Raw genomic sequence first — 26,225 nt, forward strand, 5'->3', positions numbered from 1 at the left:
GCTCTTATTGAACAATCGCACCCTATAGTTTAAGTACAATTGTTCACAAACTTAGTTTTATTACAAGAATGCTGCCAATTTGGTACAAAATGTTAACCTATTTTTTTAGAAAATAAAATACGGTCTTGTCCTTTACCAGTATAATCCGTTCCTAAAGTTACAGAAAAACCCATTGACTTATGTATATGCAACCAATCCTTCGTTAACTGGAGAAGTTATACATTTAACTGTATCACAACCTAAATTTCGAACTTTTGAGAAGAATAAATTATATATTCCTCTCGCTAATACTTTATTTCTAATTTCAGGATTTACGCCAACAAAATGTATATAGGCTTCATTTGGATGTGTTTGAGAAACAAATCCAATAAGAAAAGCCGATAAACTATTGTTTTCATCTTCAACTATAAAACTCGTTGACTGAAAATGCTCAAAAAATAATCGAGGCAACAAATGTGTCATTTGTCTACCTCCCCACCAATTATTAATAACATCCATTACTTTAAAATAATCATCTTCAATAACATTACGAGTAACCAGTTCAAGACATCCTCTCTCAATAAAAGTTTTTATTATCTTCCTCAATTCCAATTCTCGGATGAATCTCATTTGTCAACGGTTGCTTTTTATTAGAAATTGTTAGTTTAGTAAAGATAATAAAAAACAAGGTTAATTCAACTATTATCAAAATATTGGGTACTACAATAATCAAATTAATAATAAAAAAGACGGTTAAAATTCCTAAAAATAACCCTAAATGATAAATTTTCAATCGGTGGTGCACATGTCTATATTGATGGAAAACAAAGGTAGTTGAAAGGAAATAGAGCAATACAGATCCAAAAGCAAAAAATAAGATAAATGAGTAATGGACCTCATCTAAAAACAATAGTCTGATAGATGCTGCAATCATGCTCAAAGACATTAAAATAAACAGATGACCATAAATAATGATTTGGCCGGATGTTTGTAAAGACTTGTCGAGTTTCTTCTCCATGTTATCGAAATATTGCCACCACATCGATATAATCAGGATAAATGAAATGATCGCAAAGCCTATTGAATCCCAATTTCCTTGTGTAGGCTGAATGATCGCAAGTGTACTAATAAGAGCTTCCCCAAAGAGAATAATGGTAAATAAACCAAATCGCTCTAATAAATGAGCCGTATTTGTGGGAACCTTTTCTAAGCATTTTCGTCCAAGCACCGGGACAATGATATCAATAAGGATTCCCGTATACAACACAGCATAACGAACCCAAGAATCAAAAAAGACGGACAATAATGAAATGACGATTCCAATCCAAAAATACCTTCCAAAAAAGAGGGCTGCTTGTTTTCGAACTCCCGTTTCTATACGCTGGACAATAAGATATTGGATCGCAGTCACTGCTCTTAAGCCAATATAACCAATTAAAAAAGAAAGATAATAAGGATCAAAATCAACTGATAAACTTGATGTCATAATTAGTACAAAAAACATTTGCAGAATTAAAAAGATACGTTGATGAAATAAATCTTTTCCAAACCGGTTAATAAATATGGTTTGCCCTACCCAAGCCCACCAGATAGGAATAAAAATTAATACAAACTTTACTAAATACTCTGCATGGATATGACCATCTTCAACATGAAGTAAAACATGAGTCGCAGCCGCAACCGCCGCCACAAATAACAAATCATAAAAGAGTTCTAACCAGGTCACTTTCTTTTCTTCCATTTCTGCACTCCCTCCAACTCTTTATAGTTACTAGTATGATGGAAATAAATAGTAATTGAAAGAGAAAATAAAATTGACATAGACCATTTGCCATAGCTTGCAAAACACGAGCCGAATAATAAGAAAACTAAAGAGAAATCCTTACATCCTAGATTTCTTGTAATAAACACTTCATTAAATTAAATAATCAGACAATTAGGTATAACGACACTCTTCTATTTTGGTATATTATGGTAACATTAAAATAATTTTAAACGAGGAGGAAATGTATGACTAAGACCATCGGCCTTATTTGTGGTAGTTTACGAAAAAACTCTTATAATCGAATCATTGCTCAATCATTAACAGAGCTGGATGATTCCCATCAATTTCGTTGGATCGAGATTAATGATCTACCTTTGTTCAACGAAGACTTAGAAATAAGTGTTCCAGAAACAGTGACATCATTTAAATCTGCTATCCAGGACGTTGACGGTATCATTATTATAAGTCCAGAGTACAATTCTGGAATTCCAGGCGTATTAAAGAATGCGTTGGACTGGGCATCAAGACCTCGGGAATCCGCCGTTCTTAGCAGAAAACCGGTTGGTTTAATTGGTGCAACTCCTGGGGGATTAGGTACTGCCTTTGCTCAATTGCAAATCAGACAAGTACTAGAGGCCATGCAGGTTCATGTTCTTCCATTTCAAAAAGTGTTGATTTCCCAAGTACATAAAAAGATTGATTCTGATCAGAAAGTCCTTACAGACGAACAAACAAAACGTTATCTTCAACAATATTTACATCAATTTATTTCTTGGATCGGACACACTCCAGCTCTAGATTAATTGAAAAAGTCCAAGCTCTTTTTCAATCATTTTTATTAAAATACTACTAACACATAATGAGTTTTTAGAAAACGAATTCCAGTAATCCGTTCAATTACATTGGAACAAACGAAGGAGTTTAACATCCATTTTCCAATCTATGAATCTTCTTCGATTACTTATATTTAATTAAAGGGAGGACAATAAAATGTCTGATTTCTATTCTCGTCTTAATAAAGATGATGCTGCCGTTCTTTTAGTTGATCATCAAACCGGCCTTATCTCCGGTCTTGTGCGTGACTATGGTGTTGATGAATTCAAGAACAATGTTATGGCTCTTGCTAACACTGCTAAGTTTTTTGATTTACCAGTTATTTTAACAACAAGCTTTGAAAACGGGCCTAATGGGCCACTCATGCAAGAATTGGTTGAACTTTTTCCTCATGCGCCAAAAATAGCTCGTCCTGGACAAATTAACGCATGGGAGAATGAAGATTTTGTCAAAGCAATCGAAGAAACTGGAAAAAAACAACTGATCATTGCCGGCGTAGTAACAGATGTTTGTGTTGCATTTCCTGCACTTTCCGCTGTGAACGCTGGTTATGAAGTATTTGTTGCTACTGATGCTTCTGGAACATTCAGTAAACAAGTAGCGGATGCGGCATTAACGCGTATGGCCCATGGTGGGGTGCAGCTTCTGAACTGGTTTAGCATAGCGTGCGAATTACAACGTGATTGGCGCAATGATGTTGAAGGTTTTGGCGCTTTAATTTCTAGCCATCTTCCTGGTTATCAAAATCTTATTGGAAGCTATAGGGGAGCTCAGAGAGATTTCAGCAAGCAGCCTAACTAGAATAGCAGCTTATTTATAAATCACTTTTTCCAATATAAAGCTTCTGGCTTATTCAAGAAAAAGGCGTTTTTCTGAAGTAACTAAAGCCTAATTTCTCACTTATAACACCTGAGAAATTAGGCTTTTTATATTTGTATTTCCTTAACGTTGTAAATCCGCGTTTTGCTGGTGGTACCCCAAAAAAGCTAAGGTCGATTGTTCAACTAAACTGCTTCTTTAGTGGAATAAGAAGAGGGACTTCCACAACAGCCCTAATCTTTAACGCTTGTACCCGTTAACTTTAATTAATTAATCTTTTTACTACCTTATCTAACTTGATTTCAAGAGTCTCTTGTTGTTCGTTATAAAATTTCTTGTCTAATTCCTCAAATAAGTCATTATACTGTCCATCCCAGGAATCGATTTCCTCATTACGTTCATCTATATCTTTTGGTGGATTTCCATTTGGAAATAACTCATTCAATTTTTTGTAACAAATGAACAACTTCAATTGCATCTATTTTTTGCAAATCTTCCAATGTATCATCAAGGTAATCAGCACCATAATTATAATAAAAACTTATTAGACCACCATTTTCAATCGCATCAATTAAGCCTCTTACATTAAACCAAATTCTTTCGTCTGAACTAAAACTTAAGTAACCTTTTTCTTCATATTTATCAAATAATTGATTCCATCGTTGTTCCCACTCTTCATAAGCTAATCTGTCCATTTTTTTCATCTCCGACGTTAAATTATTAAGTAGTTTCAACAATGTCTTCTTAAACTAAACTGCTCGATAGCACAATAAGAAAACGGTATCACCGCAGCCATCCCGATCCTTAACTCTTGCACCCGTTAGTTGAAGATGTAATAGTAATGGCTATCACAAAAAAACCAACACTTTATAACTGCAATAGACCGTATTAAACACACAAAGGCGATGACTCTCAGTCATCGCCTTTCCATTGTATTGATAATCGAAATTTTTAAAACACGTGGTGGTTTACCTAAGGATTATTTTACAATAATCTGAAATGATTACACTGAATCCTCAGCTTTTATTTATTATTGTTAGTGGTTTCCCAAGTAATATTAGGTTCAGAAGGCTGAGGATCATTTTTCATTAAGAAAATCTGCAAGCCAGCTAAATCATCGGTATTGATAAAATCAACACCCGCTTTCAAAAGTTCCTTCCATACAGCATCTCTAGCTGGAGATGCGATGTCAGGGGTCGCCCAAAAACGTACTTTCTGGTCATTAGCATGAGCGGTCGAAACAATATTATTCAGTTTCTCCCTTTCATTTTTTGGCATCTCACCTACACCCATCCAAGTAAAATGTTTTGTCCAATTATCACTAATAATTGGCATAAACTCATTGGAGGCACCTGATTCAAAGTCACTCATTCGTCCATCATAGGCTGCATAGCGAACGGGCTGGTTCTCCATTAGCTCTTTTGGACGATTCCCTGAAATATAAACAGTAATCGCCCCCGGTTTTACCCCTGAAGGCAAAAACTTTGTAAGCATTTTTTGATATGTTTTCAGCTGTTCATGGATAACTTGATAGGTCGCTACATCCTCCGACTTCACATCGATCCATAGAATAAACTCTTTATCATATCCTGGATAAACGGCACCATTATTGTCTTTAACTCTTTCCTTCAATGGGTCAAGATATAGTGATTTCAATGTTCGATCTGGTCGTAAATCCTCTTTATCATGGGCAACAAGGAGTTCACCATCAACAAGCCAAACATCAGCTTCTACACTCGTAAATCCATGCTCCAGGGCATCTGTTAATGGACGGGTATGCTCGTAATCATTATGTGCGTGAGCTTTTGCAAGAGGAACCACAGTCTCTTGGTTAGATAATGATGATTTGCCTTCCCCGGCAGCAGCAAAAACATTTGTAAAAGATAGCATGAAAACAGAAGCAATAAGGGTTAAAACAGCCAAGCATTTTTTCATAGTTTCTAGTCCTCCTATAATAATAGATTACCTTTTCCATTTTAGAGAAAAACCATTAAAGTTAAATGAAATTACAGGATTCTTTACAAACCCTTTAATTACTTTACATGTTTTATGTAAATGGCAAAATATTTTTACAAAAAAAATAAACAAAATAAATAATGTAATAAAAAAATTAAACTTTTATCTTTTGTTCGTTTAAAAGAAAATCAAGATAATTTCCTTTTTAGTTAATACAATTTTCTTATGCAACTATACTGCCCTGTTAGTCGAATAAGAAAAAGGCTCCCGCAGCAATAAATCCTCGTTAATATAGGAATCTTTACAAATATCTAACACACCAATTACTTTCACTTAACATTACTTTAGTAAGATACATTAAACATCATAAAAAAGGGGAAATTTAAGATGACTTTGGGCAAGGATATCAACTGGATTTGTTATGATCTAACTTTAAAGGTGCAACAGTATAACCTATTGTTTGATAGAGGTAACTTTAACCGTCAATTGTTTAACTGATAAACATATCTCTTAAATAAAGGTTAACATCCAGTTGATTAATCAATTTTTTTACTGCCGTAATAATTTTAAATTGTTTTAGCCCTTAAAAATCAGGAGGATGAAATGATGAAAAAAGTAATTCTTGCACTGGCTACCACGCTTGTTATTGGAACCGGAACAACAGTTTTTGCAAATCCTAACACGTTTTTTTCTGGTTCAGAAGGAAAACAACTCACAGAAAAATTCCAACAACTTACTCGCAATAATATCTGGGAACAGAAAGAAAAAGTTGATCTGAAATTTAACACCTATCATCCACAAGGAATGACGAAAGTCGGAGACTTGTACTACATGTCTTCTGTAGAAATTCTTGAAAAACCTGTTAAATACGACCAGCCGAAAGATGGTTATGATCGTACACCAGGTAAAGGAGTCGGACACCTATTTCTTTTTAACAAAGAAGGAAAACTCCTAAAAGATATAAAGCTTGGTGAAGGGGATGTGTATCATCCTGGAGGAATTGCTTTTGATGGTAAATCAATCTGGGTTCCTGTTGCAGAATATCGCCCAAATAGCAAGTCCATCATTTATAAAGTGAATCCAAAAACGATGGAGTCCCAAGAAGTATTTCGCACGAATGACCACATTGGAGGAATACTTCGTGATGGAAAGGAAGGAACTTTAAAAGCTGTGAGCTGGGGTTCGAGAACATTTTATGAGTTTAATGAAAAAGGAAAAGTTCTTCGAAAAACAAGTAATCCTAGCCACTTTATTGATTATCAAGACTGCGAGAATGCTGGAAAAAACAATATCATATGTAGTGGTATTACTGAATTGCCACAACCAGCACCATCAACTGCTAAATATGAATTGGGTGGACTAGCCTTACTAGATATGAAAACAATGGATATGGTCCATGAACTGCCAATTCCTCTGTTTTCTCCTGATGGACATGTTGTAACACGCAATCCAGTATATCTTGAAAATACAACACAAGGAATTAAAATGTATGCTGTTCCTGATGATGATCAATCCTCTATGCTAATATATGAAACAAACATTAGTAAAAAATAATTTAGATGAAAACTTTGATGCCAAACATCAAAGTTTTCTTTATAAGTACTCTCTTTCAGAAATAAACACATTTACTGTATCTTATCATTTCTTCTACTCCCTCAGTTTAATACGATTTTCTCACGGATACTCGCTAACCTGCTTCTTTTGTTCAATTAGAAAAAAGATGCTGCCACTGCAACACCTTGTTTCACTCTTGCACCCGTTAGTTCAAGAAGCACATACCTTATTTAGAATAAGGTAACACTACAATTGAATAGGTAAAATCGTAAAGAGGTGCATTGAAAAGAATGAAAAAAATGCTAATTGCTTTTATACTATCCCTTGTTCTTGTTACACTCTTCCAAATAAAATTGGTTTCAGCAGATAAACCAACTCAAGATTCCGAAGAACTTCGGTTACAGGATATGCTTATGATTATGCTAACGCCTTATATCAGAGCAGATTTGAATAAATATTATCATCCAAAGATTTTAAAGGACTTTTATCCACAAGCAACCCCACAGAACATTGATGTGCTTGAAACAGAAAGAAATCACCTCTTTGGCAATAAATTGGAGATTACATTTGAAATCGAACCAGACGATGGTGGTCATCACGTTCGAGTTGGCAAGGACAAAATGACTTATCAGATTTCTTATGGACCTGAAGTGAAGTTAATAAATCACACGCACTTAAAGACATATAAATACCCTCCTCCTGACTTGCACTTGCAGGGATCGTTTGATTTTAATAAGCTGCCACATTTGTTTAAGTATGTTCTTAAGAAACCTTTTTAGGTTAATGTTACTGCCAATAAAAGATGCAAACTCGTCTTTTCCTTCTTCGACTAACCTGCTTCGTTACTTGAATAAGGAAAAGGCTTTACTCCTTCTTGAAGTAAAGCACCCGTTTGTTTAAGTACATTACTTCACAATCACCCCATAATAAAAAGACCAAGTAGCTATCCACAACTTTAACTCTTGTAAAAGTTAGTTTTATAACAATTTGATATTTCAAAATGGTTTTTACTTTAACAACGAATAAATATTAGCATCAAACGGAACATCATTTTGATACAAATAATTTCTCAAAACGCCTTCCTTTATAAAGCCTAGTTTTGTTAGCAACTTATTAGATGCTTTATTTTTAACAAAAACAACCGCTCCAATACGCATTAAACCAAGCTCTTTAAAACCATAGGAAATCAGTTTAGTAACAGCTTCAGTTGCAAATCCATTGCCCCAATGTTCAGGAAAAAGTGCATAGCTTATTTCTGCTCTCTTATGTTCAGGAGACCACTCTTGAAACCCAATTGTCCCGATAATACCTGCCGTACCTTTCTTTTCAATTCCCCATTTAATACCACGTTTTTCATCGTAATTCTTCGAAAAATTCCTGACAAGTTGTTTCACCTGAACTATACTTGTTAATGGATTTTGTCCGTAATAACGTAATACATCTGCATTAGAGAAACAATTTAATATATCTAATGCGTCATATTCCATAAGTTCTCTCAAAACTAACCGCTCTGTTTCTAATATAGGAAACATTCTCCCACTCCCTTTTGTTTGAACCGTGAGTCAGCTTGCGATTTTACATTTTTACTATTAATACTGTTATGAATGGAATATTCTTGTTATGTTAACCTGCCCTATTGTTCAAGAAAAAAAGCAACTAGATGGCATCTGGATATTAGACCCTTCAAACCGATTGTAGAAGATATTACTATCCTCTTTAATTTTGATATAATAACGAAAGTAATATAATTTCGAATGTTGAAATAATTATAAAAAGAGGGATTCGTGAAATAATCTTCTTCTCGAGAGGAGGGAAATTATCAGTCTATGAAAAGCATTTCATTTCGTAATCATATATCCATTCAGGCACCAGCAATAGATATTTACGAATACTTAATGGAGCCAAGTAACCTAATCCATTTACATCCACTTATTATTGACGTGAAGTTGCTTCAAATTGAGAAAACAGGGAGCACTAGAGTTGAAATTCAAGACAAGATTATGCTTTTTGACTTAATCCCCTTATATAAAAAATATGAAGCTTCATTTACTTCTATTAAGCAGAATCAGCAATTGCAGTTGGAAACATTTACATCGCCTGGAATTCACATAAAAAATACGATTACTCTTTATGAATCGGATTTTGAAACTGAAGTGGATGAGATGGTCCACGTTGATGCCCCTACGTGGATATCAAGATTTGTAATGAAGCAAATTAAATTTTCCCACGGCGAGATGCTAAAATCACTAAAAAAGACCTTGGAATTATCCTAAATGAAGCATTTCGTAATTGTCTAAATAGTATTTTACATTTTGGTTTATTAGCAATATCTACTACATCATCTAATGTCTTATAATTTGATTGATGAATTGCCTTTTCTATTAAATCGAATTAAATCACTTTTATCCTACTTGATCCCTCAGCGAAAAAGCGTTCCTCCTTATTGTAGAAACGCACCCGTTAGTTGCACAAGACTCTTACTCAATCATCTGGATTTTCTTTAAGAACCCAAGGAATTTTAGCATCAAAGCTTAACTGTATGACAGGGTTTGGGAATCCTTCTGGTACAAACTCTAAATCCTCTGAAAATCCAAATGTGAAATTGGTTACCTCAATAGTATTTTTTTCATTAAAGTTAGTGTCTGTACACAATTCTCCTTCTAGTACTCTTCCCACAAGATGATAATGCCCTAAGTATAACCGTGTCCTCGCTTCCTCGGTAGGAAATTTAGAAAGATGTGCTGGTTTTGCTGGATTGATCCCTAGTTTAGTGAATACATCAGAAACAGAAGTCCTTAAATTCTTACAAGCTTCAACATAATTTTTACAGTATAAGCAATTACAGACTGATATATCTTTGCTGTAAAATTCTCGTGTCTTCTCAATATCAGCTTCTATTAACCATTTTCCTATTCTAATCTGTTGTAGCATTATCATTCCTTCTTCCTGTCACATCTCCGAATTTTCTCCCTTTAACAAATATAAAATTCGGCGACTCGAATTAACATTCCTTCTTGTGCTAACCTGCTTCGTTAGTGGAACAAGAAAAAGAGCCGCAGCTACAACTCTTTGTTAAACTCAAGCACCCTTTACTTTAAGTGCATTTCTTCACAAATTAGTACCTTTTTGTAGTAGTTCTTTTATTAAAGGAATGCTGACCCGTTTGTCAAATACAAAGACAGTTACCTTATTGGCAACTGCTTTGTAAGGAAAGCATATTAATGTAAAAAAAAGAGTTTTTCCGCTCACTTAAATTCTAGATTCGAAAGCTAATATAACTTTACCTAGTGAGTGTCCTGAAGATACTTTTTTAACGCTTCGTTAATATCAGTAAATTTATTCTATAAAAGGCTTAATATTTTCTTTTTCAATAAGTGTTGTGATTTTTTGTAATTGGCTGCCATTACTTTGTACAAATAAAAAATGATATCCCTTGATAATATTTTTGTGCTAAGAAATCCACACGAGCACCAACTAATCCAAATAATAAAACTTTATCAACTTAAGAATGTTATTACAATTTCGACAAACTCTTTTGGATATTGACATAAGGACCCATGTCCTGCATGGTCAAATATTTTTAACTTACTATCAGGGATTCTATTTGCCAAGTCATATGAATTTTCTGTTGGAACCATGCGATCATGATTTCTATTTATTATTAGTGTTGGCTGAACGATTTTGGATAGATCCGCAGGCTTCTCTATTCCCCATTTATTGATTGCATCTAATTGCATTCTATACGCTCTTAAACTGATTGTTTTATCTCTATGTTTTTTCCTTTTTTTTATTTGAATTAGAAATTCTTTAGCCTTTTTCTTACCATTCTCTGTGTTTTGAAAAAACAGATAGGTCTTGATGTCTTTGAAAGTCAAAGTTGCACGGACAAGATCAAGATTAGTAATATGCGTGACATTGGAAATCCCTTTTCCTCCTCGAGGTCCCGTACCAACTAATACCAGCTTTCTAACTAAGCTTGGTTCCTTTAAGATTAATTCTTGAGCAATCATTCCTCCCATTGACAAAGCTATCAAATCAATCTTTAAAAATCCTAATAGTTTAATAAATGTGATTGCATCGTTTGCCATTTGAGGGATGTTGTTTGGTACTTTACCATTGGATAGTCCTACCCCTATGTTATCAAATGCGATGACCCAATGGCTTTTAGCAAGACCATCGATAATCCTAGGATCCCAATTCTCTATAAGCATACCGTTTACCATTCTGATGCTGAATGAATAAGTTAGGTTCGTCAATATAAGAATAATGAATTGACATTTCCTACTTACCTTTAAAATTTGATAACTACCTTTCCTTTTGTATGTCCATTTGCCACTAAATTTAGTGCAGCATTAACGTCATCAATTGTAAAATTGGTAGGATCAATAGCTGGAACAATATTGTTTTCTTCAATGATTTTTGTAATTTTTTCTAACTGCTTTCCATCAGCTCTTACGAAAATGAAGCGATATTGAACACCTTTTTTCTTTGCTTTCTTATCAAATTTCGCGCCAACCATTCCAAAAATAATTTGCTTCCATTTAGGAAGACCTTGATCTATTGCAAACTGTTTATTTGGTCCAGTACGAAGACTTAGTAAGCGACCACCAGGTTTGATAATGGATAACTCACGTTCGAATTCATCAGCACCTAGCGTATCGATTACAAAATCAACTTTGTCTAGTATTTCCCAATAATTTTCCTTTGTATAATCAATATATTGATCTGCACCCGCATTCAGCGTTCTCTCTTTAGCGGAAGGACTACCAGAAACAATAACCTTTAATCCCATTGCTTTAGCTATAGGAACAGCCATTTGGCCAAAACTTCCTGATCCTCCTGGAATAAACACTGTTTGGCCCTTTTTCGCCTCTAACTCTTCTATTAAGCCTTGATATGCCGTCAAACCAGTTAAAGGTGCACCAGCTCCAGTGACGAAATCTAAATTTTTCGGCAAATGCCATATGGATGCAGCATCAACTGCAGCATATTCTGCAAATGCCCCAATTTTTTCAATAGGGAGTCTTGTATAAATAGGATCTCCAACCTTAAAACCATGTACATTATTACCCACTTTTTCGACAATCCCTGTTAGTTCATTTCCTAATACAAGAGGCATTTCATAGTCTTGTATTAATTTTACACTTCCTGTAATATTTAATATTTCAAGTGGATTTATTGCAGCAACTTTTACCTTTATTAGTACTTCGTTATCTTTAATACTTGGTATAGGAATATCAACAATCTGTGCTTCAATGTTTTTTGAGTATTTTTGTATTTGAGCAGCTTTCATATTCTTCATCTCCTTTAAAAAAAAACCACCAACTCTTACATTAATGGTTTTTTATCATTTGCCTATTTCATTCATTTTAGGATAGTCAGTGTACCCTAAAGCACCATTATTAACATAAAATTTACTACTAAACCTTGCCTGTTTTATTCTTTTAAGAACGGATAATCTGTATACCCTTCCGCTCCTCCTGCATAGATGGTATTTTTATCAGGCGCATTCAGCGGGGCTTCCAATTTCAATCGCTCGACAAAATCTGGGTTGGTTATCAACCAAGTAGCTTGACGGTGATGAGGCGTATTGTCAGGATGCGATACACGGCCTACATGCATAAGTTGAACAAAGATTCGACCTCCTTCGATATGCACCTTTGTTGTTACCTTTTTCCACCCCTCAATGTGTGCTTCTGTATAAATACCAGGTGTATAAGAATACCCCTGACCATCATCTGAGGGTTGAGTGCCCTCACTTATTATTAAACCAAGATGCACGTGGGCCGTAATACTCTGCTGCCAAATCACTCGGTGTGCCATCTGGCAGCGCTCTACTTCTTGTCATTGGTGCTATACCTAAACGGTTTTTTAGTTCTATGTTTCCAATACTGAATGGTTCAAATAACTTGCTCATATAACTTCCTCCTTTTTAATCGTTATCAATTTTTTATAGAGATGTTGAATTCAGGAACGAATTGACATTCTCAGCAAATAATTCTGGAAATTGGAATAGGTGTCCGTGACCAGATTCAGGATATATAATGAGTTGTGCTTTTGGTAAGTGCTCAGCTAAAATATAACTATTTTTGGTTGGAACCATAACATCGTTAATACCATTCGTCACAAGCACAGGGTGTTTAATGTTCTGTAACCAATTGTAATCATTATTGGATTTTGGTTGAGACCAATTTGCAATAGCCTTTAATTGGGCTTGTTGTACTTGGTCAGAACTTTCAACCTTTTTCTGATTGATAATTCTTTGTAAAGATGCCATTCCCGCAGATTTACTTGTTTCAGTTGAACGGTAGAAGAAAAACATGAAGTCATCCAAAGCATCCTCTGCATTCCCACCGTGTCGATTCATTCTTTCAAATATTTCTAGCTCTGGATTAATTCCAGATTCAGGTCCAGTACCTGCCATGATGATTCGTCTAATCAAATTCCCTTCTTGTAATGCCAATTCTTGTGCGACCATTCCACCAATTGAAAAACCGAGAATATCGACTTGATTTAATCCAAGTGCTTTAATAAATGTTCCTGCATCTTGTGCCATCTCAGCTATCGTAGCAGGTGTTTGCCCATTCGTCTCACCAACCCCTTTGTTATCAAATAGGATAACTGGACGTTCTTTCGCTATTGGAACAACCATATTAGGATCCCAATTTTCCATCGTTCCTCTAAAGTGAACTAGAAATACGACAGGTACTCCCGTTTTTTCACCAAACCTTCTATAAGCATAACTAGTACCTTCAACTTCGATAAATTCTGATTCAGATGGGATAGTAAATGTTGTCATTTGAGTTTCTCCTTCGAACATTGAGTTCTTAATTTTTTAATTTAAATTAGTTGAACTACATCCTTTTTAGAATGAACGTTCTAAAAAGGATGTAAAGAAAGCTAATCCAGCACTTAAAGTATCAGATCATAATCCTTGCTATTTTTTTAGTTGTAAGGAGTCTTTACTAAGCCCCTCAGACCTACAAGGATGTTGTGAAGATAAAGGGAGAGTAACTCAGGGTTATGTTTATTTGAGATTTCACCTTTATTCTGTCTTTGTATCAGTAGATTGTAAAAAAGATTATCTGTTCATGCTGAACATATTTGTGATTATTTGGGCAACTTCTTCGTCTAACAACGATAATTCAACGGCTGTGTTAACAGTCAGACACCCTTTCGAATAATCATCATCTACTCTTTAATTAAAAACAAACTATTTAGATTCCAATTCTTTAAAAGTAGGATAATCGGTATAACCCTTACTTCCTAGTCCAAAGAAAGTTGTAGGATCTGGTGCATTTAATGGAGCACCTGCTTTAAGACGTTCTACTAAATCTGGATTAGCTAAAGACCATACACCAACTGGTACCAGATCAGCAAGGTTATTATCAATATCCAAACTAATATCTTCAAGAGATCTTCCAGCTCGATTCACTAATAATGGATTCTTCCAAATTGAACGAATCTCACGAAGAAGTGCTTCGTTTCCAAGATGCATGACATGAAGGTAAGATAAGTCAAATTTAGCTAACTCATTTACAAGGTGAAGATAAACTTCAGAAATCTGTTCACCTTCTTTAATCCCACCAAGAGTTGTCCCTGGTGAAATACGGAATCCAGTTCTATCTGCTCCGATTTCCTCAACGATTGCTTTCGTTACTTCAATAGCGAAGCGCGTACGATTCTCTATAGATCCACCATATTCATCTGTTCGTCTATTAGAATTTTCGGAAATAAATTGATTAATTAGATAACCATTTGCACCATGAATTTCAACCCCATCTGCTCCTGCTTCAATAGCTGCTGCAGCTGCTTTTTTGAAGTCTGCAATTGTTATTTCAATATCTTCTTTACTTAACTCACGTGGAATTGGTATTTCCTTCATTCCTGTAGCAGTAAACATTTTTTCACCAGGTGCTATTGCAGAAGGCGCAACAGCTTGACGATGATGCGGTGTATTGTCAGGGTGGGACATACGACCAGCATGCATTAATTGGATATATATAAATCCACCTGCTTCATGTACTGCATCCGTTACCTTTTTCCATCCTTCAATATGCTTTTCATTATATATACCAGGTGACCACAAATAACCCTGACCATCTTCAGAAGGTTGTGTACCTTCGCTTATTATTAAACCCATTGATGCTCTTTGAGAATAATAAAGGGAACTTAATTCTCCCGGTGTACCATCATCCTGCGCTCTACTACGTGTCATTGGTGCCATCGCTAAACGATGAGGTAACTCAAGTCTTCCAATTTCCGTCTTACTCCAAAGTTTTTCCATTTTTTATACACCCTTTCAAATAAAAGAATCTAAAGATTTTTTAAAACTTAACCTTCTATTATTGGATAAATTTGGTTTCTTATTTTAAATTCATAATTTTGGTCTACAATACCTACGACCGCATTACTATCATATATTTCCATCATAAATCCAGCTACTTGCTTAGCTGTGTGGTACAAAGGCAAATTTTCTTTGTAATTGAAATTATCCAAATTAGTTGCATTTTTAGCGAATTCTGTTTCCGTCATAGCTGGTGCTATAACTTTTGCTTTTAATTTTGCACCTTTCAATTCTAGTTCTTTTGCAAGACCTTCAGTGAAGGCACTAACATAATATTTAGATGCAGAATAAGTTATAGTCCCAACAGCAATTGCATATCCGAGTGCCGATGATACGTTAATTAACTGAGTTCCCTCTTTCTCTGCATAATCTCGAACAAATAATGTAGAAAGGATTGTCAAAGATTCTATGTTAACCCGTAACAGCGTTTCAACTTTGCTTAAATTTTGATCTGCTACAAATGCGGATTCACCAAGACCAGCATTATTAATCCAAGTCTCAATTTCATACCCTTTTAATTTGTTGTACAGGTTATATGCCTGATCCGTGACAGATAAGTCAATTGTGCAAATAATAACATCTAATTCAGGATTTATATTATGAATTGTGGATTTTAGTTCCTCTAATTTATCTAATCTTCTAGCAACTATAATTAAGTTTTTCCCCCGAGCAGCAAATGCTAATGCTGTCTCATATCCTATACCTGAGCTTGCTCCTGTAATAACTGTGTATTTCATATTATCTCTCCTTAAATTAAAGTAATTTAAATTATCATTTAGTTTTTTTCTGTTTTATTGAATTTTTGAATAAATATCAAGGCAAGCTTTGCTTGATAGCTGACAAGTGAAGTCCAGCTAGATTGATTAACAACCTTTCGAGAATGAACGTTCTCAAAAGGGTAAAAAAATTAATCTAATACCGAGAGTGTTATATCAATAATATTATTTAATTTTTCTATATCATCGGTAGTTTTGGTCATAACACGTAGTCCTACTAAGGAATTATGAAGAAATTCCGAGATTTTTTTTGCATCATGATGTCTAGATATTTCTCCAGATTTTTGACCACTCAGCACTAGATTGTTTAGCAGTAATTCGGTCTTAGAAAAACTCTCCACAACCTTTTCTGCTGCTTGATCATCATGTAAAGACAACTCAACTGCCGTATTTACCGTCAAACATCCAATAAGTTGTTGTTTATCTCTGACAATTACCATTTCAAATAATTGCCTGATAGCATCCTTTACCGAATTCAGCTGGTTTACTTCATTCTCTATTCTAGTTCTTATTATTTCATTATAATGATCCAACGCTTTTATAAACAAAGTATGTTTGTCGCCAAACGTATCATATAAGCTACGACGATGGATACCCATATACTTCACTAAATCTTGCATGGAGGTTTTTTCATAGCCTTGTATCCAAAAAAGTTCCATAGCTTTTCGTAATACTTCATTTTCATCAAATTCTTTATTTCTAGCCATACTATCATTTCCTTTGAGTAATCTTAGAGTAACCAGAAAATCTTAATGATAACTTCAAGGATATCCATCATTCAACAAGGTGAAGAATATTGATTTTCTCGTTCCTCGCCAATAATATCATTTTAAGAATGAACAGTAAAGATTAGCTTAAAGAGTTACTACCAATATTACCAATTGTGTGTATGAACCATACGTTTTAACAGCTTCAGCTCCTTTAAAAAAACATTTTCAATATGTTTCTGTAAACTTAAGATAGTGCTAAGTGATGTTTTTAGAATGAACATTCTCATTATGACAAAAATTAGCTAATAACCTTACAAATCTATAATATCATTTTGAGAACGATTGGTAAAGAAAAAGTTTTGGATTTTTTTTAACATTAGGCGAGATAAAAGTGCATAATTTTTAATGCTATATTACGGTTTAATAATTCATTCTTTAACATGTGGACACTAACCTTTTTATTTTTAAATTGAAAGAATAGTTTAAATCCTTATTCAACAAACCTGCATAGTTAGTGAAACAAGAAAAGAGCCGCAGCTACGACTCTTTGTTAAACTCAAGCACCCGTTAGTTGAATAGAAAGCCACCTATTTCGGCGGCTATTTTAACTAAGGCTCTTTTCGTAAACTTTGTTGCTATTGGAGCTTAATAAGGATCATTTACTAAGTTTCTTGGCAATTTTCGCAAATGTTCTTACGAAAAGATGCCACGAAGAATCCATTTATACGGTTGATTAACTTATACGAAAAACAACAATCTTTGCAAAAATAGCCTTAACTAATTTATGATGTCAATTTTAAGCCAATTACTGCGGTTAAGATTATTCCTATAAATGAAATTCGTTTCCAATCATTAGCTTCTCCATAAAACAACATTCCAACGATTGTTCCCCCTATTGTCCCAATCCCTGTCCAAACTGCATAGGATAGCCCCATGGGGAGGGTTCCCATAGCTAAAGATAAAGAACCAAAACTAAATATGAATCCAATAATTAATAAGATATAGGATTGTAAATTTCCATTTTTATTTATGAGGTTCATAGCAATTACACCAACCACTTCAAAAGTTCCAGCTAATAGGAGAAATATCCACCCCATTTATACTGCACCTTCTTTCTCGCCTGATTCTGTGGTGACAAGTTTTAGACCTAATACGCCGATTAGGAGCAAAAGGATAAAGAATATTTTTGTCCAACTGAAAGGTTCTCCAAACATAACCATATCAACCAAAACCGTTCCTGCTGTTCCTATCCCAGTAAAGACAGCATAGGCGGTAGCAACGGGTACTTTTTTTGTAGCTTTAAGTAATAAAACAAAGGATAAATAGATAAGAAAAATAGTGCCAGCCCAAGAAATCAAGTTAGTTGAATGTTTCAACCCCATTGCCCACATAATTTCAATAAGACCTGCTATACTAACAAATGCCCAATTTCGATTCATTAATATCCCCTCCAAAAACGGTTAGTCATTCGAGAGTCCACGCCAATACAGATACCAAGAGGCATCTAATCTTTTCTGTAAGCGTTCAGAACCTCCGTATAACATTTCAACAAATACCCCATCTAATACTCCCAAGAATGCCGCAGTAGCCCGCTCGGCTCCGATCATAGAGCTAATTTCCCCATCCGACATAGATTTTTCTAATACTGTTACAAGAAGTTCTTCCAACTTATCTAAGTATTCATATACGTATTTCATCACTTGTTCATATAGGTGAGTTGGTGGAAAGAAAGAGATATGAAGCCAAAACTTAGTAGAATTATTCATCTCGTATCGTTCTTTGTACTGCAATAAAAAATCTAATAAAAAATCTTCAATAGGCCGCGTTTTATGACTGTCTATAAAGTTCATAACGAAACTTAACTCTTCAGCAAATACGTCCTTACATACCTCAAGAAAAAGCTCATCTTTACCTTTGAAATGAGTGTAGATGGATTGTTTTTTTATCCCTACATCATCAGCAATCTTTGCCATCGATGTCCCCTCGTAGCCATTTTCTGCGAAATGATTACGTGCAATTTCCTTAATTTGATTTGAAGTCATATTTTCACCCTTCCGACCGTTCGTCAGTTAACTTTATCACTTGATCATTTTCTAGTCAATTATTATTCCTAAATTAAATTCAACAATTCTTATTCAAATAACCTGCTTCGTTAGTTAAATAAGATATTAAAATCGCATATTTTATATACTAATGCATTGGGTAAGGAACATTGATTAAGTTCATAACTATTTCTGGACTTATAGGATGGTACTGTGGAGGAAACATATGGTAAACTTAGGAAAAATAACTTCCCAAAGAAAGTTGAATAAATTTATGGGGGAGCATCAATGAAGAAGACTTTAATTGTAGCAGGACTTGGATTAACATTAGTGATTGGAGGTTCGTATGCAATCATTTCCATTAAAGGGGTATCTCAGTTAGTTGTGTTTGCACTAACGGGTGCAAGAGTTGAACACCGGGGAATGCCGCTGCGCTCTTTTGCTTATTCGACTACTGGCAGTTTACATGAAGAAAGAATATTGGCTTATATTAAATGTTAAACAAAAGCCATGTGTTCAAATCTTTAATTGAGCTCTATTACTGTGACCGCTTGAAAGAGATGACACAGTTTTTGCTTGATAAATTGGGACACTTTTTTCCAGTTTGAAAGCAAATCGATTAATTTTCTTTGCGCCGTCGGCAATTTGTTTTTCGCTTTCACAATATCATTCGTATTTACTCGTTGCTCGATTGCATTGGCAGAGTCAGCGATCTCTTCATGTTCCTCTTGATGGTGTTGCGTCTGCCTCTTCTCTTTGCGGAGGTAGTCAATGCAAATATTGCGGGTAATCGTGAGGAGCCAATTTACAAAGCTGCCTTGAGAGGGATCGTAATGGCTGTTTGTTGACCATAGCCTCAAAAAGACCAACTGAATAATCTCTTTCGTCTTATCCTCATACCCATTGCAAAACTTCATAACGAAGCCGTAAACAAGCTTTATATATCGATCATAAAGCTCCTCTAATGCGTGACCGTGTTTTTTGTTTACCAATCTCATTAATTCCGCATCGTGTTTTTCTTTCATGTGGCACTCTCTGCTATTGGATAAAAATATATTGCCATTATACTATTTTAAAAGTAAGGATGGGAACGACCGCGACTGATCGTTCCCTGGGCAGGCTTATTCAAATTCTGTTTCGCTGTTTACGACAAACCATACATCTTTTACTCCTTGTCCGTTTACATCCCCTTCTTGCTGGTCTTTTGCAAAATAATAGAGAGGAAAGCCTTTGTACGTGACCTGCTTCTCCCCGTTGTCTTCTCTTGTGATCGTATCGAAATCCTTTTTATCAAAACCTTCTGGGACGGCGAAATCCTCCTGAGTAAATGCCGGCCAGTTTCCCAAGCAGTCTCCGCTGCAATTGCTTTTTCCTGCTTCGTCCTTTTTAAAGTAATACAGGGCTCTTCCCTGTGAATCCGCTAGGTACTCTCCAGCTTTCTCATTCTCCAAAAGCTGGAGGCTGTCAGCCGGGGCTTGTTCCGTTTGGGCTTGATCGGGTTGATCCGTCCCTGTTTTTTCCTCAGTGCTTTTTCCGCAGGCAGCCAAAGCAAAAATAATCGAAAGTATCGCGAGAGTAAAAATTCCTTTTTTCATGTATGTTCCTCCCAGTTTTTTAGATTTAAGGCTCGTCCTTACTTCCAGCCCCATTTTTGAAAGATTTGGTGAGATTCTTCCGTTCTTAAATAATCAATAAATTGCTGTGCCTCTTTTTTCTGATCGGTGATTTTCGTCAGGACGATCGGTGTTCCACGATAGAGCTTTTCTTCTTCGGGCAGTTCGACTAGGTCGGTCACATCCTGGAGCCGGTAATGCCACGATTCATAGGTAATCCAGGCGTCCAGGCTAGAATTCGATTTCCATCGTTCAATGGCTTCGGCACTCGACTTTACAGAAAGGTTAATATTTTGGAAAATGCCTTCGATCAGCCCTTTTCTGCCTGCCAGGTCTTCCCACAGGCCAAGCTGGCCAGCCCCATTCACATCGATTATTTTCACTCCCTTTTTCGTTAAATCCTCCAGACTTTCAATCTTCTTAGGATTTCCTTTCCTCACCAATATTCCTGCAGCGCGCGGGTAAAGCTCCATCCGTGATTTAGTGTCGATCATTTCGGGGTGGTTAAAGATGAAGACCTGCAGCATATACTCGGAGCCACCGAAAATAATATCTGCATCTTGCTTTGCCTGGCCGATCCAATTGCCCTCTGGTCCGGCTGTTACTTCCACCTTGATTCCCGTTTCAGCTGAAAAATGTTCAGCAGCTTCCTTGATCGGTCCAAGTGGTCCGCCCGGTCCGTACACCCGGATGACATGATCACTTTGGCTGGAATTTGGTGTCGCCTGGGACACTGGCTTACGGTCCATTTTGGCATAGGCTGACAATCCGGCAGCCGTAATGACAAAGAGCAGTAGAGCTGATAGGAATACGGTCTTCTTCATGATTCTTCCTCCATTTCATACATGATTTTTACCGTTACTATTAAAGGAAACGAAGGGAGGCTGTAAACGGTTTGATTATAATTGCAAAATAGTTAGAAAGTTTCATAAATCTATTGAAGATTAGTCTGGTGAAGAATAAATAAAGGTGTACCTGTTGGTTTAAAATATAGTTAGAACAGAAATATTGAATAAGCCTTTATTTTACGGAAAATAAAAAGAATCCATTTTGAAAAAAGATTGATCAAAATGGATTCTTTACTTACTAATTGGTATTGCGAATTTTTTAAAAAAGTTCGATTATTTCCTTTGTAATTTTAAAATGTGAAGGAATATACATGGGGATGTTTCTCCTCTTAGAATTTTTTCTTATTATTACTATACAAAAGTATAATTTCTCTATAAGATACCACTTAACCTTCTTGAAGTATTCTCCTTCAATACCCTTAGACAAAAATTATCTAAGAGAAAAAGTAAAGCAACATTTTTATAACGTCGCAACTTTATTTTAAACATCGCATCTTTTTTACAAACATCGTGACTCTATTTCAAAGCCACACAATCAACGATATTGTGAAGAATTACACTTAAACTACCATGAAAACTAACTTCTGAAATGCTGAAAAATGGCCATACTAAAGAAGACGCAGCACATTCTTTTTTTTTAAAAGTGGTAGCGTCTGATTCCTTTGATATTTAATGAGATTGGATGGATCAAGAAGCTTCTGTAATTGTCACGGTATATCCTAGACTTTCCAGTCTTCGAACTGAATGTCGTACAATAGATACTTGCTTTTGTTTATCGAGTAGTCTTCGCCTAAGTCTACATACATTTCTTTTCTTTAATAACTTCAACAAAAAGAAACGTCAATCCTTCTTGGATTAACGCACCTGATAGCTCAATAGCATATAAATTACAACTCGCTATTTTTCCCAAAGCTCGACCAGTCGACCTTCAGGATCTTCAATCCAAATAAATTTTCCAAACTCACTAACCTCTTTTTCCTTAACAAGAGGTACACCAATTTGTTCAAGATGCTTAATAGTCTCGTTTAGATTATGTACTTGAAAATTTAACATCACTTGTTGTTCTGTTGGAAAATAACTGTCATTCTCGGCAAAGAAAGAAAAGATAGTCTCATTTCCTAATTGGGGTTTAATCACAGTCCCATTCCAATTTTCTATTTCAATCTTCAACACTTCACTGTACCATTTTTTTATAACATCAAGATTCTTAGTTCTCCAAAATATTCCACCGAAACCTTTTATCATCGTAACTAACTCCTGTCTTTCTTTAAATTTTTAGTTTTTCGATTACATTAGATATTCGAGATTAAATGTTAAGTTCCTTCTTCAACCTGCCTCGCTTGTGCAACAAAAAATAGATCGCCGCAGCGATACCATCTTTAACTCTTGCACCCGTTAGCTTAAGTACAATTCTTCACAAACCGTTCACATAAAAACAAAAATATACTACATTTCGATTCCATTTAATAAATTTTATTTGCCTCAGCAGGTAAATTTCTTACGTGTTTAAGATATTGTGTCATGTTTACATCATCTTCTTCAGGATAGGTGAAAGAAATATATTCGGCTACATCTTTGGATAAAATCCGAAACAATTCACATGTCACAAAAATAGAACTCCAGAAATTATCATAATCACTATCTGAATAGGTTCCTTTATACATCTCCCAATATGATTCTGGAAGATACTTTTTAAAATACTTGCCCATCTTTCCTGTTGAAACTTGGAAGTCATGTTTAGTCCCAATCCACCATGAAACCATCTAATCCAGAGAAGCCCGAGTGGTATATTCAAACATTAGTTTTGCATACGGTAGTTCGTCACGCCAAATTCCTTTTGCAACGTTTTGTAAACACCACCAAAAATTATTTGTACAACTTATAAAAAGCCCTTCTGTTGGCTTTTTTACATGATAGTCTATATCTGTCGCAGAAGGAATATATGGCAGAATATTATCTTTATCCAATAATGGAATTGTAAGCTTATCATTTTCATAGCTTTCAACCATATCTTCTTTTGTTTGAATATGAAGATCGATTCGATTTCCATCTTTAAAAAGCATTAAATATCCGTAAGAACGTTCAAAATCCATATTTGTACCAATAAGTTTGTCTAATTTATCAGGTTCCTGAATCATAAGCCATTCACCAAAAATACTAATCCATTTGCTATCATTTATAAATGACTTGGTTTCCGTCACTACATAAACAATATCATAATCCTGGAAAATATCTTTTGGAACGTTAGGATTGGTTCTTGAACCGTTCATATAGACTGCACGTATTCTGTCATCTTTTTGGGCAACTTCTAAAATTAAATCAAACATGACTTTTTCATTTCTCATAATTTCCACCTCGACAACGAAATCAACTAGTATCTATATAAGTTCTTTATAATTAATGGAAATTCCTTCTTCACTAAACTGCCCCTTTAGTTCAATAAGAACCGGCTACACTTTGTAGCTGGTTCTTTAGGGATAGCACCAGTTAAATTTTCCTGATATTTATTCCAGCAAGTAAGAAATGATATCTTGGTTCGTACATTGTAGTGAGCTTGGTATAGCACCACGATTCGAATTTATCCTAAAATAACAAGTTTCTACTTTATCCTGATATAAACAATATCGTAATATCCCCTTTTTACTTGTCAGTTTACTTAAAATCTGTTCAAAAAATTGTCCCTGCGTCGTCATATCTACTGATCCTAAGTGAAATACTCCTTTTAAATTATTTTCAATAATTAATCGTAGTTGTTTTGCTAACACAGTATCCAAAAGATTGTTACATACTAAATTGCTGTATACATCTATCACGCTATTATTTTTTATGCTTTCTTTAATAAAATTCAATCTTGGAGAATCCTTTCCCCATATCGCTGGAATTCGGAGGATTATCACTCGCTCATCCAAAATTCCTTTTAGGATATTTTCACATTCAATTTTGAATTTCCCATAAACGGATTCGGCAATAGGTAAATCTGTTTCTATGTGGGATCGTGAATGGTCCCCATCAAATACATTTGTGGTAGAAAAGTAATAAACACGGCTGCCTTTATTTTTTAATTCTATTGCCAATTCTTTATGAAATTTAAGCTGTTGATTAAAGTCTCCTCTTAGACAAGAAATTACGATATCAGGTTTAATTGATCTTGTAATTTCCATCAACTTGTCGATTTGCTGAACGTCTAATTGGAACTGTTTATCATTGGAAAGACGCGTTATCGAAGAATAATATGTACCATATAGTTCAAACCCTTCAGTAAATTCATTTATTAAAGCTCTTCCTACAAGACCACTCGCACCAAGAATAAGTATCTTTTGCATAACTTTGTCCCCCTTTCGATAACTTCATGTATATTATTAACGAACTATAACTAAAAAAAGATACGGTTTAGATTCCGAAAATATTTAAAAAATCGATTTTCAGCTAAACTGCATGTCTGCTAAATTATAAAAAGGCACCATAATGATAGCCTGATCTTCAACTCTTGCACCTGATAGCTGAAGTACAATCCTTCACAATCTATATTTTTATCAATAAAATACAGTCCAGGTACCTTCCAGAGGGTTTCAACTTCATAGAGCTGATTATTCATACACTTTGTTCATTTAAATATAGTTCTTCCTCATTCGGTTTATATCTGCTCTAGGTGAAAAACCGAACATGCGGGAATATTCTCGACTGAATTGCGATTGACTTTCGTAGCCCACCCTGAATGCGACATCAGCTACATCTGATGACTCAGCTAATAACAAACGCCTAGCTTCCTGCAGTCTCAATTGTTTTTGAAACTGAATCGGGCTCATGGCAGTTACCTCTTTAAAATGCCGATGAAGCGAACCGACACTCATATTCGCTATTTCCCCTAGATCCTCTATTCGAAAAGACTTTTCATAGTTATTAATGATATGTTCGATTACGTTTCTAATTCGGAGGGCATTACTTCCTTCTACAGCCATTTGCTCTAGTGCTTCGCTCTAAAGGATTATGCCAATCGAGATGAAGTTGTACTTGCAACGAAGGTTCACGGTCGTATGCATGAAGGTCCAAATGGTGCGGGTCTTTCCCGAAAAGCCATCATGAGTGAAATTGATAAGAGCCTTAAGAGACTGGGAACGGATTATGTAGACCTTTATATCATCCACCGCTGGGACTACAATACCCCTATTGAAGAGACGATGGAAGCATTGCATGATGTGGTGAAAGATGGGAAGGCAAGATATATTGGTGCCTCTGCCATGTTCGCATGGCAATTCCAAAAAGCATTACATGTAGCAGAGAAAAATGGATGGTCTCGCTTTGTGTCGATGCAGAATCATTACAACCTCATATACCGTGAAGAAGAGAGGGAAATGCTTCCTCTTTGTAAAGAAGAAAAAATCGGTGTGACTCCATACAGACCGCTTGCATCAGGAAGATTGACTCGTGATTGGTCGCATACAACGCATCGTTCCGAGACGGACCAAATTCAAAAATCTAAATATGATGCGACTGCCAATGCAGACCGATTAGTTGTAGAACGGGTTGCTGCAATCGCAGAAAAACATGGCGTTCCCCGTATCCATATCGCACTTGCTTGGTTACTGCTGAAAGAACCAGTAACATCCCCTATTATCGGTGCTACGAAAATATCCCATCTCGAAGATGCCGTCGGTGCTCTATCTGCTAAGCTAACAGCTGAAGAAATTGCGTTTCTCGAAGAACCATATATACCACATCCAATAGTTGGACATAATTAAACCCTTTGATTATAGATAAAAGAAACCCAATTTACTTAAAAATGAAGATTGGGTTTTCTTACTATCTTTGAGAATTCTTCCACTTGAAATAATCTGCTACCGTTAATGGATCATGAGAAAAGGACTTCCGTAGCAACCCTTTGATTAATCAAAGCACCCATTAACTGAAGAACGTGAGCATTTTATTGAACTATAATCCTAAAACCTTAACAGTAATAATAATGAACAATAAAATGATATTTA

At 35.4% G+C, this 26,225-nt stretch carries 25 protein-coding genes and 6 pseudogenes; 7 read left to right on the forward strand and 24 right to left on the reverse strand.

Going from position 1 to position 26,225, the window contains the following annotated elements; all coding sequences use genetic code 11:
* Positions 1 to 92 precede the first annotated feature (92 nt).
* A pseudogene (locus ACJ004_RS23060) lies at positions 93 to 498 on the reverse strand (GNAT family N-acetyltransferase).
* A gap of 58 nt (positions 499 to 556) precedes the next feature.
* The gene (locus ACJ004_RS23065) at positions 557 to 1,720 is read right to left on the reverse strand and encodes a low temperature requirement protein A (protein ID WP_410895481.1); all 1,164 of its coding nucleotides are present in this window, start codon (positions 1,718 to 1,720) and stop codon (positions 557 to 559) included.
* A gap of 269 nt (positions 1,721 to 1,989) precedes the next feature.
* Between ACJ004_RS23065 and ACJ004_RS23070 the strand changes: the two genes are divergently transcribed.
* Positions 1,990 to 2,547, forward strand: coding sequence for an NADPH-dependent FMN reductase (locus ACJ004_RS23070; protein WP_410895482.1), 558 nt, complete (start codon positions 1,990 to 1,992; stop codon positions 2,545 to 2,547).
* Positions 2,548 to 2,734: 187 nt separating this feature from the next.
* A complete protein-coding gene (gene ycaC, locus ACJ004_RS23075; RefSeq protein WP_410895483.1) occupies positions 2,735 to 3,379 on the forward strand; it encodes an isochorismate family cysteine hydrolase YcaC in 645 nt (214 codons plus the stop codon).
* 280 nt (positions 3,380 to 3,659) lie between these two features.
* Here ycaC and ACJ004_RS23080 read toward each other — a convergent pair whose 3' ends face one another.
* The 3 genes from ACJ004_RS23080 to ACJ004_RS23090 form a co-directional block, all read right to left on the reverse strand.
* The gene (locus ACJ004_RS23080; protein WP_410895484.1) at positions 3,660 to 3,842 is read right to left on the reverse strand and encodes a hypothetical protein; all 183 of its coding nucleotides are present in this window, start codon (positions 3,840 to 3,842) and stop codon (positions 3,660 to 3,662) included.
* Positions 3,835 to 4,092, reverse strand: coding sequence for a DMP19 family protein (locus tag ACJ004_RS23085; RefSeq protein ID WP_410895485.1), 258 nt, complete (start codon positions 4,090 to 4,092; stop codon positions 3,835 to 3,837). The genes ACJ004_RS23080 and ACJ004_RS23085 overlap by 8 nt, the downstream gene beginning before the upstream one ends.
* 328 nt (positions 4,093 to 4,420) lie before the next feature.
* Positions 4,421 to 5,332: a phosphatidylinositol-specific phospholipase C/glycerophosphodiester phosphodiesterase family protein gene (locus ACJ004_RS23090; RefSeq protein WP_410895486.1), complete on the reverse strand. Its 912-nt coding sequence runs from the start codon at positions 5,330 to 5,332 to the stop codon at positions 4,421 to 4,423.
* Between the two features lie 627 nt (positions 5,333 to 5,959).
* Between ACJ004_RS23090 and ACJ004_RS23095 the strand changes: the two genes are divergently transcribed.
* Together ACJ004_RS23095 and ACJ004_RS23100 are read left to right on the forward strand one after the other, a co-directional pair.
* Positions 5,960 to 6,907, forward strand: a complete 948-nt coding sequence (locus tag ACJ004_RS23095) for a DUF6454 family protein (protein ID WP_410895487.1) — start codon at positions 5,960 to 5,962, stop codon at positions 6,905 to 6,907.
* A 290-nt stretch (positions 6,908 to 7,197) separates the two neighbouring features.
* Positions 7,198 to 7,605: pseudogene (locus tag ACJ004_RS23100) on the forward strand (DUF3888 domain-containing protein); the annotation flags it as partial.
* Positions 7,606 to 7,914: 309 nt separating this feature from the next.
* Here ACJ004_RS23100 and ACJ004_RS23105 read toward each other — a convergent pair.
* Complete coding sequence (locus tag ACJ004_RS23105) at positions 7,915 to 8,439, reverse strand: GNAT family N-acetyltransferase (protein ID WP_410895488.1); 525 nt, start codon at positions 8,437 to 8,439, stop codon at positions 7,915 to 7,917.
* Positions 8,440 to 8,733: 294 nt separating this feature from the next.
* Here ACJ004_RS23105 and ACJ004_RS23110 point away from each other — a divergent pair, with 294 nt between their 5' ends.
* Positions 8,734 to 9,180 (forward strand): hypothetical protein, encoded by a 447-nt coding sequence (locus tag ACJ004_RS23110; RefSeq protein ID WP_410895489.1) that lies wholly within the window; start codon positions 8,734 to 8,736, stop codon positions 9,178 to 9,180.
* A 208-nt stretch (positions 9,181 to 9,388) separates the two neighbouring features.
* Here ACJ004_RS23110 and ACJ004_RS23115 read toward each other — a convergent pair whose 3' ends face one another.
* The 11 genes and pseudogenes from ACJ004_RS23115 to ACJ004_RS23165 form a co-directional block, all read right to left on the reverse strand.
* Complete coding sequence (locus ACJ004_RS23115; protein WP_410895490.1) at positions 9,389 to 9,838, reverse strand: hypothetical protein; 450 nt, start codon at positions 9,836 to 9,838, stop codon at positions 9,389 to 9,391.
* A 566-nt stretch (positions 9,839 to 10,404) separates the two neighbouring features.
* Positions 10,405 to 11,118: an alpha/beta fold hydrolase gene (locus ACJ004_RS23120; RefSeq protein ID WP_410895491.1), complete on the reverse strand. Its 714-nt coding sequence runs from the start codon at positions 11,116 to 11,118 to the stop codon at positions 10,405 to 10,407.
* A gap of 80 nt (positions 11,119 to 11,198) precedes the next feature.
* A complete protein-coding gene (locus ACJ004_RS23125; RefSeq protein WP_410895492.1) occupies positions 11,199 to 12,200 on the reverse strand; it encodes an NADP-dependent oxidoreductase in 1,002 nt (333 codons plus the stop codon).
* A 143-nt stretch (positions 12,201 to 12,343) separates the two neighbouring features.
* Positions 12,344 to 12,824: pseudogene (locus tag ACJ004_RS23130) on the reverse strand (oxidoreductase).
* Between the two features lie 33 nt (positions 12,825 to 12,857).
* A complete protein-coding gene (locus ACJ004_RS23135) occupies positions 12,858 to 13,706 on the reverse strand; it encodes an alpha/beta fold hydrolase (protein ID WP_410895493.1) in 849 nt (282 codons plus the stop codon).
* A gap of 414 nt (positions 13,707 to 14,120) precedes the next feature.
* A complete protein-coding gene (locus ACJ004_RS23140; protein WP_410895494.1) occupies positions 14,121 to 15,194 on the reverse strand; it encodes an alkene reductase in 1,074 nt (357 codons plus the stop codon).
* A 47-nt stretch (positions 15,195 to 15,241) separates the two neighbouring features.
* Positions 15,242 to 15,991, reverse strand: coding sequence for an SDR family NAD(P)-dependent oxidoreductase (locus ACJ004_RS23145; protein WP_410895495.1), 750 nt, complete (start codon positions 15,989 to 15,991; stop codon positions 15,242 to 15,244).
* Positions 15,992 to 16,161: 170 nt separating this feature from the next.
* Positions 16,162 to 16,737 carry a TetR/AcrR family transcriptional regulator gene (locus ACJ004_RS23150; RefSeq protein ID WP_410895496.1) on the reverse strand — a complete coding sequence of 192 codons (576 nt, stop codon included), beginning with the start codon at positions 16,735 to 16,737 and terminating at the stop codon, positions 16,162 to 16,164.
* Between the two features lie 785 nt (positions 16,738 to 17,522).
* Positions 17,523 to 17,837: a DMT family transporter gene (locus ACJ004_RS23155; RefSeq protein ID WP_410895497.1), complete on the reverse strand. Its 315-nt coding sequence runs from the start codon at positions 17,835 to 17,837 to the stop codon at positions 17,523 to 17,525.
* A complete protein-coding gene (locus tag ACJ004_RS23160) occupies positions 17,838 to 18,179 on the reverse strand; it encodes a DMT family transporter (protein ID WP_410895498.1) in 342 nt (113 codons plus the stop codon).
* Positions 18,180 to 18,200: 21 nt separating this feature from the next.
* On the reverse strand, positions 18,201 to 18,782 hold the full coding sequence (locus tag ACJ004_RS23165) for a TetR/AcrR family transcriptional regulator (RefSeq protein WP_410895499.1): 582 nt from the start codon (positions 18,780 to 18,782) through the stop codon (positions 18,201 to 18,203).
* A 288-nt stretch (positions 18,783 to 19,070) separates the two neighbouring features.
* On the opposite strand from ACJ004_RS23165, the gene ACJ004_RS23170 reads away from it, so the two are divergent.
* Positions 19,071 to 19,283 carry a hypothetical protein gene (locus tag ACJ004_RS23170; RefSeq protein WP_410895500.1) on the forward strand — a complete coding sequence of 71 codons (213 nt, stop codon included), beginning with the start codon at positions 19,071 to 19,073 and terminating at the stop codon, positions 19,281 to 19,283.
* A gap of 23 nt (positions 19,284 to 19,306) precedes the next feature.
* Here ACJ004_RS23170 and ACJ004_RS23175 read toward each other — a convergent pair whose 3' ends face one another.
* From ACJ004_RS23175 to ACJ004_RS23205, 7 genes and pseudogenes are all read right to left on the reverse strand, one after another.
* The gene (locus ACJ004_RS23175) at positions 19,307 to 19,807 is read right to left on the reverse strand and encodes an RNA polymerase sigma factor (RefSeq protein ID WP_410895501.1); all 501 of its coding nucleotides are present in this window, start codon (positions 19,805 to 19,807) and stop codon (positions 19,307 to 19,309) included.
* A gap of 96 nt (positions 19,808 to 19,903) precedes the next feature.
* Positions 19,904 to 20,377, reverse strand: coding sequence for a hypothetical protein (locus tag ACJ004_RS23180; protein WP_410895502.1), 474 nt, complete (start codon positions 20,375 to 20,377; stop codon positions 19,904 to 19,906).
* Positions 20,378 to 20,415: 38 nt separating this feature from the next.
* Complete coding sequence (locus tag ACJ004_RS23185) at positions 20,416 to 21,219, reverse strand: extracellular solute-binding protein (protein ID WP_410895503.1); 804 nt, start codon at positions 21,217 to 21,219, stop codon at positions 20,416 to 20,418.
* A gap of 921 nt (positions 21,220 to 22,140) precedes the next feature.
* Positions 22,141 to 22,488 carry a VOC family protein gene (locus tag ACJ004_RS23190; RefSeq protein WP_214712295.1) on the reverse strand — a complete coding sequence of 116 codons (348 nt, stop codon included), beginning with the start codon at positions 22,486 to 22,488 and terminating at the stop codon, positions 22,141 to 22,143.
* A 218-nt stretch (positions 22,489 to 22,706) separates the two neighbouring features.
* Positions 22,707 to 23,588: pseudogene (locus ACJ004_RS23195) on the reverse strand (aminoglycoside 6-adenylyltransferase).
* A 159-nt stretch (positions 23,589 to 23,747) separates the two neighbouring features.
* Entirely contained in the window at positions 23,748 to 24,566 is an 819-nt protein-coding gene (locus ACJ004_RS23200) for a sugar nucleotide-binding protein (protein WP_410895504.1), read from the reverse strand.
* 285 nt (positions 24,567 to 24,851) lie between these two features.
* Positions 24,852 to 25,211: pseudogene (locus ACJ004_RS23205) on the reverse strand (helix-turn-helix domain-containing protein); the annotation flags it as partial.
* Between the two features lie 6 nt (positions 25,212 to 25,217).
* Here ACJ004_RS23205 and ACJ004_RS23210 point away from each other — a divergent pair.
* Positions 25,218 to 25,982 (forward strand): annotated as a pseudogene (locus ACJ004_RS23210) (aldo/keto reductase); the annotation flags it as partial.
* Positions 25,983 to 26,225: the final 243 nt, after the last annotated feature.

Origin of the sequence: Neobacillus sp. 204, assembly GCF_046562815.1 — a bacterium.
Classification (GTDB): domain Bacteria; phylum Bacillota; class Bacilli; order Bacillales; family Cytobacillaceae; genus Neobacillus.

Coding starts and splice junctions, on each gene's coding strand:
- ACJ004_RS23185 (WP_410895503.1), bottom strand. CDS start 21,219: ATGAAGAAGACCGTATTCCTATCAGCTCTACTGCTCTTTGTCATTACG.
- ACJ004_RS23125 (WP_410895492.1), bottom strand. CDS start 12,200: ATGAAAGCTGCTCAAATACAAAAATACTCAAAAAACATTGAAGCACAG.
- ACJ004_RS23095 (WP_410895487.1), top strand. CDS start 5,960: ATGAAAAAAGTAATTCTTGCACTGGCTACCACGCTTGTTATTGGAACC.
- ACJ004_RS23150 (WP_410895496.1), bottom strand. CDS start 16,737: ATGGCTAGAAATAAAGAATTTGATGAAAATGAAGTATTACGAAAAGCT.
- ACJ004_RS23110 (WP_410895489.1), top strand. CDS start 8,734: ATGAAAAGCATTTCATTTCGTAATCATATATCCATTCAGGCACCAGCA.
- ACJ004_RS23145 (WP_410895495.1), bottom strand. CDS start 15,991: ATGAAATACACAGTTATTACAGGAGCAAGCTCAGGTATAGGATATGAG.
- ycaC (WP_410895483.1), top strand. CDS start 2,735: ATGTCTGATTTCTATTCTCGTCTTAATAAAGATGATGCTGCCGTTCTT.
- ACJ004_RS23155 (WP_410895497.1), bottom strand. CDS start 17,837: ATGGGGTGGATATTTCTCCTATTAGCTGGAACTTTTGAAGTGGTTGGT.
- ACJ004_RS23140 (WP_410895494.1), bottom strand. CDS start 15,194: ATGGAAAAACTTTGGAGTAAGACGGAAATTGGAAGACTTGAGTTACCT.
- ACJ004_RS23190 (WP_214712295.1), bottom strand. CDS start 22,488: ATGATAAAAGGTTTCGGTGGAATATTTTGGAGAACTAAGAATCTTGAT.
- ACJ004_RS23070 (WP_410895482.1), top strand. CDS start 1,990: ATGACTAAGACCATCGGCCTTATTTGTGGTAGTTTACGAAAAAACTCT.
- ACJ004_RS23170 (WP_410895500.1), top strand. CDS start 19,071: ATGAAGAAGACTTTAATTGTAGCAGGACTTGGATTAACATTAGTGATT.
- ACJ004_RS23180 (WP_410895502.1), bottom strand. CDS start 20,377: ATGAAAAAAGGAATTTTTACTCTCGCGATACTTTCGATTATTTTTGCT.
- ACJ004_RS23105 (WP_410895488.1), bottom strand. CDS start 8,439: ATGTTTCCTATATTAGAAACAGAGCGGTTAGTTTTGAGAGAACTTATG.
- ACJ004_RS23090 (WP_410895486.1), bottom strand. CDS start 5,332: ATGAAAAAATGCTTGGCTGTTTTAACCCTTATTGCTTCTGTTTTCATG.
- ACJ004_RS23115 (WP_410895490.1), bottom strand. CDS start 9,838: ATGCTACAACAGATTAGAATAGGAAAATGGTTAATAGAAGCTGATATT.
- ACJ004_RS23165 (WP_410895499.1), bottom strand. CDS start 18,782: ATGACTTCAAATCAAATTAAGGAAATTGCACGTAATCATTTCGCAGAA.
- ACJ004_RS23085 (WP_410895485.1), bottom strand. CDS start 4,092: ATGGACAGATTAGCTTATGAAGAGTGGGAACAACGATGGAATCAATTA.
- ACJ004_RS23175 (WP_410895501.1), bottom strand. CDS start 19,807: ATGAAAGAAAAACACGATGCGGAATTAATGAGATTGGTAAACAAAAAA.
- ACJ004_RS23200 (WP_410895504.1), bottom strand. CDS start 24,566: ATGCAAAAGATACTTATTCTTGGTGCGAGTGGTCTTGTAGGAAGAGCT.
- ACJ004_RS23135 (WP_410895493.1), bottom strand. CDS start 13,706: ATGACAACATTTACTATCCCATCTGAATCAGAATTTATCGAAGTTGAA.
- ACJ004_RS23065 (WP_410895481.1), bottom strand. CDS start 1,720: ATGGAAGAAAAGAAAGTGACCTGGTTAGAACTCTTTTATGATTTGTTA.
- ACJ004_RS23120 (WP_410895491.1), bottom strand. CDS start 11,118: ATGCTTATAGAGAATTGGGATCCTAGGATTATCGATGGTCTTGCTAAA.
- ACJ004_RS23160 (WP_410895498.1), bottom strand. CDS start 18,179: ATGAATCGAAATTGGGCATTTGTTAGTATAGCAGGTCTTATTGAAATT.